Annotated in this window: 11 protein-coding genes; 6 read left to right on the top strand and 5 right to left on the bottom strand. The window is 52.7% G+C overall.

The genetic code is table 11. The features are described from left to right. The coding region (locus tag ACN4EK_RS09695; RefSeq protein WP_431657643.1) for an FAD-binding oxidoreductase at nucleotides 1–272 on the bottom strand (272 nt) is incomplete at its 3' end. Between the two features lie 137 nt (nucleotides 273–409). Between ACN4EK_RS09695 and purC the strand changes: the two genes are divergently transcribed. The 6 genes from purC to lpxB all read left to right on the top strand — a co-directional run bounded on the left by purC (nucleotide 410) and on the right by lpxB (nucleotide 7,353). After that, entirely contained in the window at nucleotides 410–1,135 is a 726-nt protein-coding gene (gene purC / locus ACN4EK_RS09690) for a phosphoribosylaminoimidazolesuccinocarboxamide synthase (RefSeq protein WP_431657642.1), read from the top strand. Between the two features lie 254 nt (nucleotides 1,136–1,389). After that, on the top strand, nucleotides 1,390–3,753 hold the full coding sequence (locus ACN4EK_RS09685) for a BamA/TamA family outer membrane protein (RefSeq protein WP_431657640.1): 2,364 nt from the start codon (nucleotides 1,390–1,392) through the stop codon (nucleotides 3,751–3,753). Nucleotides 3,754–3,812: 59 nt separating this feature from the next. Then, nucleotides 3,813–4,706: a UDP-3-O-acyl-N-acetylglucosamine deacetylase gene (lpxC, locus tag ACN4EK_RS09680; RefSeq protein ID WP_431657639.1), complete on the top strand. Its 894-nt coding sequence runs from the start codon at nucleotides 3,813–3,815 to the stop codon at nucleotides 4,704–4,706. Between the two features lie 74 nt (nucleotides 4,707–4,780). Further along, on the top strand, nucleotides 4,781–5,326 hold the full coding sequence (gene fabZ / locus ACN4EK_RS09675) for a 3-hydroxyacyl-ACP dehydratase FabZ (RefSeq protein WP_431657638.1): 546 nt from the start codon (nucleotides 4,781–4,783) through the stop codon (nucleotides 5,324–5,326). Continuing rightward, nucleotides 5,326–6,153, top strand: coding sequence for an acyl-ACP--UDP-N-acetylglucosamine O-acyltransferase (gene lpxA, locus ACN4EK_RS09670; protein WP_431657637.1), 828 nt, complete (start codon nucleotides 5,326–5,328; stop codon nucleotides 6,151–6,153). The genes fabZ and lpxA overlap by 1 nt, the downstream gene beginning before the upstream one ends. A gap of 3 nt (nucleotides 6,154–6,156) precedes the next feature. Continuing rightward, a complete protein-coding gene (lpxB, locus tag ACN4EK_RS09665; RefSeq protein ID WP_431657636.1) occupies nucleotides 6,157–7,353 on the top strand; it encodes a lipid-A-disaccharide synthase in 1,197 nt (398 codons plus the stop codon). 19 nt (nucleotides 7,354–7,372) lie between these two features. Here the strand turns inward: lpxB and ACN4EK_RS09660 are convergent, their stop codons facing one another. From ACN4EK_RS09660 to ACN4EK_RS09645, 4 genes are all read right to left on the bottom strand, one after another. Next, the gene (locus ACN4EK_RS09660) at nucleotides 7,373–8,275 is read right to left on the bottom strand and encodes a succinate--CoA ligase subunit alpha (protein ID WP_431657635.1); all 903 of its coding nucleotides are present in this window, start codon (nucleotides 8,273–8,275) and stop codon (nucleotides 7,373–7,375) included. A gap of 158 nt (nucleotides 8,276–8,433) precedes the next feature. After that, nucleotides 8,434–9,645 (bottom strand): ATP-grasp domain-containing protein, encoded by a 1,212-nt coding sequence (locus tag ACN4EK_RS09655; protein WP_431657634.1) that lies wholly within the window; start codon nucleotides 9,643–9,645, stop codon nucleotides 8,434–8,436. A 106-nt stretch (nucleotides 9,646–9,751) separates the two neighbouring features. After that, entirely contained in the window at nucleotides 9,752–10,054 is a 303-nt protein-coding gene (locus ACN4EK_RS09650) for a type II toxin-antitoxin system RelE/ParE family toxin (RefSeq protein WP_431657633.1), read from the bottom strand. Continuing rightward, entirely contained in the window at nucleotides 10,051–10,281 is a 231-nt protein-coding gene (locus ACN4EK_RS09645; RefSeq protein ID WP_431657631.1) for an addiction module protein, read from the bottom strand. The genes ACN4EK_RS09650 and ACN4EK_RS09645 overlap by 4 nt, the downstream gene beginning before the upstream one ends. Nucleotides 10,282–10,311: the final 30 nt, after the last annotated feature.

The raw sequence follows: 10,311 nt of genomic DNA, 5'->3' as shown, positions 1-10,311 counted from the left end.
AGATGTGTATAAGAGACAGTCCCCGACCCCCGCGCCACAAAGGGAATGCCATAGCGATGACAAATTTGCACCACTCCAGCCACTTCCTCAGTCGTGCGCGGTAACACCACCACCGCCGGACGCTGGCGATAACTGGTCAAGCCATCACATTCATAGACCAGCAATTCTTCTTTGCGCCGCACCACATTGTTCTGTCCGACGATCGCGGCAAATTCTCGAACGATCGGTGACCAGTCGCGGGAGGTGGTCTGGAGGGAGTTTTCAGCCAGCATAATTTGGTTCGTGCAAGGAGTTAGTTTAATTTTACGAGAATGGCGGAATGGGTGGTGTGACTGATTCGGTAGAATAGGGCGGATTACTGTGTCGTGCAGTGGTTGATTGATCCTTTCTTGGTTAAACAAAACTCCGTATGTCTGAGCCGCAGAAGCTCTATGAGGGCAAAGCTAAAATCCTTTACGCCACCGATGATCCCGATGTGCTACTGACCTATTTCAAGGACGATGCCACGGCGTTCAATGCCCAAAAGCGCGGCAGCATTTCAGGTAAAGGGGTCGTGAACTGTGCGATTTCTACCCACCTGTTTCAACAACTAGAGGCAAAGGGAATTCCCACCCACTTGATTGACCAGCCCAGCCCCAATGAAATGCGGGTAAAGTCGGTGACGATCGTGCCATTGGAAGTGGTGGTGCGGAACATTGCAGCCGGGAGTCTCTGTCGAGAAACTGGCCTCGCGTTGGGAACAGTTTTACCCCAACCCCTAGTCGAGTTCTACTACAAAAATGACGGCTTAGGTGATCCGCTGTTGACGCGCGATCGACTGCTGTTATTAAACCTGGCAACCCCAGAACAGGTGGAGCAACTGCAAACTATGGCACTGCAAATCAACCAAATCTTGACGACGTTTTTTAACGAGTGCGGGATTACCCTGGTAGACTTCAAACTGGAGTTCGGCTGCGATCGACAGCAGAATTTAATCCTGGCAGATGAAATTAGCCCGGATACCTGTCGGTTATGGAACCAGACAGAAACTGATCCGCAAAAACGGGTACTCGACAAAGATCGGTTCCGGTTGGATCTGGGTGAAGTGGAGTCAGCCTATCAGCAAGTGATGCAACGGGTGTTGAGCCATACCTAACCTTGTCGCTACGGCATAGAGTCCGGGTTCTCCAAGTGACCAGTCTCAGCTTCTGACTTCCTGCTTGGGATGAATCCCTGGTTTTAGGGACAGAGGTATGCGTAAATGAAATAATTCTTCAATTCAACTCTCAAAACTTCAACTTCGTGCATCCAAAATAAGTATTCGTACCCATCTATGCGGTAGAATTTCACAGTTTATGCCTTCTGTGTTCGGTACTGCTTCATTTTGCCTGCTTAGAGCAGGAATGGTGTGTGGACGTGTCAAATAGCCTGAACAAAATGCGCCTATCCCCAACCCTTGTAGCCTTTTTGGCAGCCTCAACAACACTGGGCTTATCCAATTCTGCGAAAGCACAGTCCGCTCCTGCAATCCCAGAAGCGGCGCGATCGCCCTACTCTCCCATTGTCTCGGGAGCGCCTCAATGGATGAGACAGCAGGTTGTCGTATCCACCTCAGAGCCTGAGCGGATTGACGTATCCTCCCCAGAGATCGAGGCTGACGCGATCGCCCAGATTCAGGATGATCCCAATTCTCCTCCTGGGGCACCACCGCTCCCCAGAATTACCCCAGGCGACCAATCCACTCCGCTGCAAACCACGCCGGACACCCTGCAATTTTCGCCACCACTATCGCCTCAGCCTGAGCTACAAGTTCCCACGACCGAACCACCCACCGCTCCTACACCGGAAGCGACTCCTAGTGCTCCCTCGGAGAGTACCACCCCAGCTCCCCCAGACACCTCAGTCCCGATTACGCCGCCGCCTGGTAGCCAAACGCCCGGTGGCACCACGGCTGACCCAAATGAGGCGAGGGTGCTGGTGGCAGAAGTGCTGATTAACGGGGTGGAAGGAGCCATTCAAAATGAAGTCTATAGTGTGATTCGGACGCAACCCGGACGCACCACCACCCGTTCCCAACTCCAAGAAGACATTAACGCAATTTTCCGTACCGGCTACTTCTCAAATGTCCGAGCCGTTCCAGAAGACACCCCTCTAGGGGTCAGAGTCACCTTTGAGGTTCAACTCAACCCGGCTTTAAGTGGAGTCAATGTTGAGGGAACAACTGTATTGCCGCAATCGGTGATTGACGAAGCCTTTCAAGAGCAATACGGCAGCACCATTAACCTGAACCGAATTGATGAAGGCATCAAACGGATTACCCAGTGGTATCAGGATAATGGGTATGTTCTGGCTCAGGTGATTGATGCCCCTGCCGTTGAACCCGATGGGCAAGTCACAATTCAAGTGGCAGAGGGGGTGGTTGAAAATATTGAAGTGCAGTTCATCAACAAAGATGGGGACGCTACCGATGAGCAAGGCAATCCCATCCGAGGACGCACCCGCGACTTTATCATTACCCGCGAGTTTGAAACCAAGCCCGGAGAAGTATTCAACCGGAACAAAATTGAGCGTGACTTACAACGGGTGTTTGGGTTAGGCATCTTTGAAGATGTCCGACTGGCGCTCCGCCCCAGCACCCAGGATCCCCGCAAGGTGGTAGTCGTCGCCAACGTCGCGGAACGCAGAACCGGCTCGATTTCGGCAGGGGCAGGGATTAGCTCCGCCAGTGGCTTGTTTGGGACAGTCAGCTACCAGCAGCAAAACCTGGGCGGCAACAATCAGCGACTGGGGGCAGAAATCCAGGTGGGGCAACGCGAACTCTTGTTTGACCTCAACTTCACTGACCCCTGGATTGGTGGCGATCCATTCCGCACCTCTTACTCGGTTAACCTCTTCCGCCGCCGCACGATCTCCCTGGTATTTGATGGGGGTGAGCGCGAGGTGGAATTATCGAATGGCGATCGTCCTCGGGTAGTGCGAACGGGGGGAGGTGTCAGCTTTACCCGACCGTTGAATGGTAATCCCTACCGGCGGGCAGAATGGACAGGTTCCCTGGGCTTGCAGTACCAGAACGTTAGAATCACCGATGCCGATGGTGATACGGCTCGAAAAGATGAGCGGGGGAACGATCTGAGTTTTAGTGGAACAGGCAAAGATGACTTGCTCACCCTACAATTCGGCGTGGTGCAGGATCGGCGAAATGATGCCCTACGTCCGACTCAAGGCTCACTGCTTCGATTAGGTACAGAACAATCTATTCCCGTGGGTTCCGGTAGCATCTTTATGAATCGCTTGCGGGGTGGCTATAGCTTCTATGTGCCGACGCGGCTATTGCGACTCACCCAAGGGTGTCAAGACCCCAAATCCAGACCTGCCGATTGTCCGCAAGCCTTTGCCTTTAATGTGCAAGCTGGAACTGTCATCGGTGATTTGCCGCCCTACGAAGCCTTTGCCTTAGGGGGAAGTAACTCAGTCCGGGGATATGATGAGGGTGATTTAGCGGCGGCTCGGAGCTTTGTGCAAGCCTCGATCGAATATCGCTTCCCGATCTTCTCGATCATTTCCGGGGCATTGTTTGTTGATGCTGCTACAGACTTTGGTTCTCAAAGCAGCGTACCGGGCGATCCAGGTGGAGTCAGACGTAAGCCGGGAAGTGGGTTTGGCTATGGAGCCGGGGTACGGATTCAATCGCCACTAGGCCCAATTCGGATTGACTTTGGTCTGAATGACCAGGGAGATAGCCGTCTCCACTTTGGTATTGGGGAGAGGTTCTAATGTCGGGAGACGTGGCTGAGGGCAGCGCATTATATTCACCGCTCCAAAGGAACATCCCAATGGCAGTCTCACCTGGACAGCAGTCGGAAGTTGATCATCCGGCAGTCAATCTCATGCCAACGTCTTGCCAGTCCACGCTGCGATCGCCGTTTGTCCGATCGGGCATAGGACTACACTCTGGCTTACCTGTTCAGGTGCGTGTATCCCCAGCTCCCGTAGGACGAGGACGCTACTTTGTCCGCACAGATTTGCCCGGTACACCGGAAGTCGAGGCTGAAATTAATTCGGTCAGCCAGACTACGCTCTCTACTGAACTAGCTGCCGAAGCCGCCCGAGTCCGTACCGTCGAACATTTACTAGCGGCTCTAGCGGGTATGGGGGTAGATAATGCCCGGATCGAACTCGATGCACCAGAACTTCCCTTGCTGGATGGCTCTGCTCAGGAATGGGTTCAAGCGATCGCTGAGGTCGGACTGGCAGCCCAATCGGCTCAGCGATCGTCGATCACGCTAGCAGCACCAGTCTGGGTACGTCAGGACGATGCCTTTGTCGCCGCTCTACCCTCACCGGAATTGCGGTTTACCTATGGAATCGATTTCGCTGACCTGCCAGCCATTGGCAACCAGTGGCATAGCTGGTCACCTGAAGTCAGCTTTGCGACGGAAATTGCCCCTGCCCGTACCTTTGGCATTGCCCACCAAATTGAATATTTACGTCAGCAGGGATTAATTAAAGGCGGTAGCCTGGACAATGCTCTGGTCTGTAGCCCTGAAGGGTGGCTCAATCCCCCCTTAAGATTTCCGAATGAACCAGTACGCCATAAACTTTTAGACTTAATAGGAGACTTAAGTTTGTTGGGAGGTTTTCCCACTGCCCATTTTCTGGCATACAAAGCCAGCCACCAGTTACATACCCAACTGGTGCGATCGCTAGTCACAGCTATCCCATCTTAGCCAGTGGCAATCAGTGACCGAGGCATCGCAATTTTCTAGTTTCGCTCTTCCGCCCGCCTATTACCATCCGATCTATGTCTACCCTGATTAACGTTAATACGCCTGAAACACCCATCAGTCATGTCGAAACTCGTCCCGACACGGGAGAGGCAGGAACTTCTGAGCATCCAGAAGCAACCGTTAAAACCGTGTTATCGGCAGAAGAGATTCATCAACTGTTACCGCACCGCTACCCCTTTGCCCTGGTAGACCGGATCATTGACTATGTGCCTGGAAAACGTGCCGTCGGCATTAAAAATGTCACCTTCAATGAACCTCATTTCCAGGGTCATTTTCCCGGTAGACCAATCATGCCCGGTGTGCTGATTGTCGAAGCGATGGCACAGGTAGGCGGTATTGTGCTGACCCAAATGAATGAAGATGTTCAGGGCGGGCTGTTTATGTTCGCTGGCATCGATAAAGTGCGGTTCCGCCGTCCCGTGGTTCCTGGGGATCAACTGATTATGACCGTGGAACTCCTGTGGGTGAAGAAACGTCGGTTTGGCAAGATGCAGGGACGAGCCGAAGTCGATGGGCAACTGGTTTCGGAAGGCGAACTCATGTTTTCTTTAGTGGATTGATGACAACCCTGATTCATCCAACTGCCGTAATTCATCCTAATGCCGAGCTACATCCCACGGTTCAAGTTGGGGCGTATGCCGTGATTGGCGATCGGGTGAAAGTGGGTGCCGGAACCACGATCGGCGCTCATGTGGTTCTGGATGGTTGGACGGAAATTGGCGCTCGGAACCAGATCTTTCCCGGTGCGGCGATCGGGTTAGCCTCCCAAGATCAGAAGTATGCGGGTGCAGACAGTCTCGTTAAAATCGGCGATGACAACTGTATTCGCGAATATGTCACGATTAATCGCGCCAATGCAGCGGGGGAAGCCACCATCATTGGCAACGGCAATTTGCTCTTGGCATACGTGCATGTTGCCCATGACTGCATTATTGAAGATCAGGTGATCATTACTAATGCCGTTTCCCTAGCTGGACATGTGCGCGTCGAGTCGCGGGCGCGGATTGGCGGCATGGTCGGGATTCACCAGTTTGTGCAGATTGGTCGCTTTGCCATGATTGGCGCGATGTCTCGCATCGATCGCGATGTGCCCCCCTATATGCTGGTAGAGGGTAATCCTGCCCGAGTACGATCGTTGAATCGGGTCGGTTTGCAACGGGCTGGACTATCGGAGTTAGAAGAAGGACAGATCTGGCGATCGCTGAAACAGGCTTTTCGTTTGTTGTATCGATCGGGCTTATCCCTCAACGAGGCGCTGGACAAACTGGAACCCCTGATTGATAGCGATTACTTACAACATCTGCACCGCTTTTTGTCTCAGTCGCAGCAGCCCGGTCGCCGCGGCCCTACCCCCAGTCGGCGGAGCAAGCATGGCGATGAGGATTAGGGCATGAGCCGCATCTTCATCAGTACCGGCGAAGTCTCGGGGGATTTGCAGGGGGCATTGTTAGTGGAAGCCTTGCAGCGACAAGCCCAGCACCAGGGATTGCCATTGGAAATCCTGGCATTGGGCGGCGATCGCATGGCAGCGGCGGGAGCTAAATTGCTCGGTAATACTAGCGCGATCGGGTCGATTGGGATTCTGGAATCCCTGCCCTTCGTTCTGCCGACCCTGCAAGTGCAACGGCAAGCCCAGCGTTACCTGAAGCAATCTCCCCCTGATTTAGTGGTGCTGATTGATTACATGGGGCCGAATGTTGGCTGGTGTAACTATTTAGTCAAACACCTGCCACACGTTCCGATCGTCTATTTCATTGCCCCGCAGGAATGGGTCTGGGCATTGAATTCCGCTAATACCGATCGCATTGTCCGAGCCACCCGGCGGATTCTGGCAATCTTTCCGGAGGAAGCCAAATATTTTCAAGCCCACGGGGGACAGGTGACCTGGGTGGGGCATCCCCTGGTCGATCGCATGCAAACCGCCCCGACGCGTACAACAGCCCGGAGTACGTTAGGAATTGCCCCTGACCAACCAGCCATCGTTTTATTGCCCGCCTCCCGCCGCCAGGAATTAAAATATTTGCTGCCGGTGATCTGTCTGGCAGCACAACAGATACAGACCAAGCTACCGGATGTGCAGTTCTGGATCCCGTTAGCACAGCCCCAGTTTCGTCAGCCGATCCAGCAGGCGATTCAGGCGTATGGGTTACAGGCAACTATCCTGTCCGATGGGGAGGCGGGAGCCGGACGGGAGATGACCCTACAGGCGATCGCCGCCGCCGATCTGGCGATTACTAAATCTGGCACCGTCAATCTAGAGATTGCCCTGCTGGATGTGCCGCAGGTGGTGTTATATAAGCTGAATCCGCTCACCGCCTGGATCTTAGACAAGGTACTCCAGTTTTCGGTGCCGTTTGTCTCACCACCCAACTTAGTCACCATGCAGCCGATCGTGCCGGAATTTTTACAAGACCAGGCAACCCCCACCGCGATCGCCCAGACAGCCCTGGAATTACTGTTGAATCCTGATCGCCGTCAACAGATGCTAACTGGTTATGAGCAAATGAGAGCCGCCTTAGGAGAAGTAGGAGCCTGCGATCGGGCAGCACAAGCCATCTTACAACTCCTACCAAAAACTGCGACTTAACAGGATTCAGTCCCATCAATTATTTTTTGGTCGGTAGTTTCAATGCCTTCTTAACCAATGTAGGGATTTGCGAGGGAGACGTGGCAACCGGAATTTTTGCCCGTTCAAAAGCGGTAATTTTGCTTTGGGCGCTACCAATATCAGTTCCCAGTTCAGCCACTTGGGAGGCAATTATGGCTCCCGCATGTCCCATCCGTCTACCTTTGGGAGCAGTCCGACCCGCCACGTAGGCGATCACGGGTTTATCGATCGCTTCCGCGATATAGTGAGCCGCCGCTTCCTCGCTATCTCCACCAATCTCCCCAATCAAGACGATCACTTCGGTTGTGTCATCTTCATCTAAGATTTGTAGCCATTGGGGGAAGGAAGACCCGACGATCGCATCGCCACCAATGCACACCCCCATCGATTGTCCCAATCCCGCTAAGGTCAATTCCCGGGCAATCTCATAGGTGAGGGTACCCGTTCGACTAATCAAACCGACGGAACCCGGCAGATAAAACTCAGTCGGGTGAATGCCCAGTAATAATTGACCCGGAACAATAATTCCCGGACTGTCTGGTCCGACGATCAGAGTTTCAGCCGATTCAGCTTTGCGTAATAGGGTCACCATATCGGCGGGTGGCATGCCTTCGGTGATCAACACAATCTGCCGAATCCCCGAGGCGATCGCTTCTAACGCGGCATCCAAGGCGGCATAGGGTGAGACAAAAATCACCGTCGTATCGATCGCACCCACCGTCGATACTGCCATCTCCACCAGATCAAATACCGGGATATCATGCAGCACTTCCTGACCATACCCCGGACTTACACCAGCCACCACATTGGTGCCGTAAGCCTTCATCAATGGGGTGTAGATAGAACCCAGTGGTTCCGTAATTCCCTGAATTAATACGTTGCTATTTGGGGCAAAAATCATAACCTGTTCACTTGCAGGTGCGATGAACGCATAGACTATGGACTGGTCAGTCTTTTGCAGGAGTCACCATGCAAACCTCTACTTTATAGGATGACGCAAACCAGAGATTCCTGCTGCTACTCCGATCACACTCCGATCGCCAAACTCCTGATCAAAAATCAACCATGACGATGCCCCGATTTCGCCAGCACCACCGCTCGCATTACCGCATCATCTAAACTACTTAGCATGGGAATCTGGGCAGATTCCAGGAGTGCCTGGGCAGGTTCACATTGATTGCCCACTAACCGCACGACTAAGGCTGGAATTCGGATTTGGGATACAGTGACCGTTGCCGATCGCAGCTTATTAATTTTAGGGTTGACAGGTTGCGGTTTGGCTCTGATCCGCTCCAAAGAACTGGTAATCACCGTGGCAATCTGATCGCAAGGAACCAGGCTACTGATCAGATTAATCAACACCACCCGTACATGTTTATGTTGAGTCATCAATTCCAGACCGGAATCCAATCGCTGGCTTAAGGTGGTGTGACAAAAATCCCACCGGGTTTCACCGCCAATATTCAGAAAACTCGCGGGTTTGCCGCCCGCCTGACAGACCATATCCATCGTTGCCATCGTTAATCCCGCCCCGTTACAAATAATCCCGATATGACCATCCGGTTCCATCACTACGGGAGTTTCATGCAAGTAAGCCGCTTGTTTCTGCTCAGCTTTGGGATCGAGGGCCGCGAGATGGGGATGCCGAGCCAGCGCATCATCATTCACCGTCACTTTGCCATCCAACGCCATCAATTCCCCGGTGGCGCTAACTCCCAGGGGATTGATTTCCACCAGATCCAGATCATTCTGCACAAAGAGGTGATACATTTTTTCGACGATCGCACTGACGGATTCGATCAATTGCCCCCGCAACCCCATTTTGATTGCCAACCGACGGGCATAGTAGGGCGAAAACTGATCATCAACGATCACATGCTGCATTTGCTCGATCGCCGCCTGCACATCAATCCCCCCTTGCTGGGAACCGAGCAACACCGGACGACGAATGGTGCGGTTTAACACCACTGCCAGGTAAAACTCTTGATCGGCATTGTATTTTGCCTCCGCTAATAGCGCCTGGGGATACTCACCCATAATCGGCAGGTTAAAAATCGTATGGGCTGCCGCGATCGCATCGATCGTGTTTTCGACAAATTTCACGCCACCCACGCGCCCCCGCCCCCCAATCCGCACCTGCGATTTCAGGACTACTGGATAGGGAATGGTTAGTCCTTTCAGGTCTTTGGGGCGATCGATCCGGAGCGAAGGTAGCACCGGAATACCAATGTTCCGAAATAGTTCTTTCGCTTGATATTCCAGCAAATCCATAGTGCGGCTCCTGCGATTAGCGCCTGAATAATGTGATCATGCCCCAAACTGGGGAACATCTGACCTTGAATTTTTACGAACAGGGTCTTTTCGCCTACCCTGGGCACTACTCTAGCTGTCGCTTGCTCCAATAACCCGGTCTACGCTTGCTATGCGCGATCGCCACAACCCAAATTAAATGTTCTAGTTCTGTGTAGAAAAGTTGAAATGGGAACCGTGGAATAATGTAGCGACGCACCCCGGCAATTGTATAACTTGCGCCAAGATTTGGGTTTTGCTGAATTTTGGCGATCGCTTGTTCTACCGTAGCTAACAGATCAAGTCCCAAACCGACTTTCTGGGTTTCATAGTAGGAGATCGATCTGTCTAATTCTGCGATCGCTTCACGATGCAGGATGACAGGCTTCACAAATATTTCTCTCTTAGCTCGGTGAATACCTGGTTAGATGGTTGACCGGCAGCAGTACCATCATGAATTTCTTGCATTCTCCGGGTTAATTCACTTTCCCAAGCCTTTTCTGCATCCTCATCCACTCCTTCATCTAAAGAATGAATCAAGAAGGATGCCAGTTCTGCCCGATCGGCGATCGAGAGCTGAGAGAGTTCAATCTTCAGTTTTTCTGCGGTTTCAGTCATGCTCCTGTTCCCACGTTGCCCCTTAATCAT

This window comes from Pantanalinema rosaneae CENA516 (assembly GCF_050753385.1).
Lineage (GTDB): Bacteria > Cyanobacteriota > Cyanobacteriia > Leptolyngbyales > Leptolyngbyaceae > Pantanalinema > Pantanalinema rosaneae.
The sequence above is the reverse complement of the archived record's forward strand: the minus strand, read 5'-3'. Positions and strand labels throughout refer to the sequence as shown.

Coding starts and splice junctions, on each gene's coding strand:
- fabZ (WP_431657638.1), top strand. CDS start 4,781: ATGTCTACCCTGATTAACGTTAATACGCCTGAAACACCCATCAGTCAT.
- purC (WP_431657642.1), top strand. CDS start 410: ATGTCTGAGCCGCAGAAGCTCTATGAGGGCAAAGCTAAAATCCTTTAC.
- lpxB (WP_431657636.1), top strand. CDS start 6,157: ATGAGCCGCATCTTCATCAGTACCGGCGAAGTCTCGGGGGATTTGCAG.
- ACN4EK_RS09655 (WP_431657634.1), bottom strand. CDS start 9,645: ATGGATTTGCTGGAATATCAAGCGAAAGAACTATTTCGGAACATTGGT.
- ACN4EK_RS09660 (WP_431657635.1), bottom strand. CDS start 8,275: ATGATTTTTGCCCCAAATAGCAACGTATTAATTCAGGGAATTACGGAA.
- lpxA (WP_431657637.1), top strand. CDS start 5,326: ATGACAACCCTGATTCATCCAACTGCCGTAATTCATCCTAATGCCGAG.
- ACN4EK_RS09645 (WP_431657631.1), bottom strand. CDS start 10,281: ATGACTGAAACCGCAGAAAAACTGAAGATTGAACTCTCTCAGCTCTCG.
- lpxC (WP_431657639.1), top strand. CDS start 3,813: ATGGCAGTCTCACCTGGACAGCAGTCGGAAGTTGATCATCCGGCAGTC.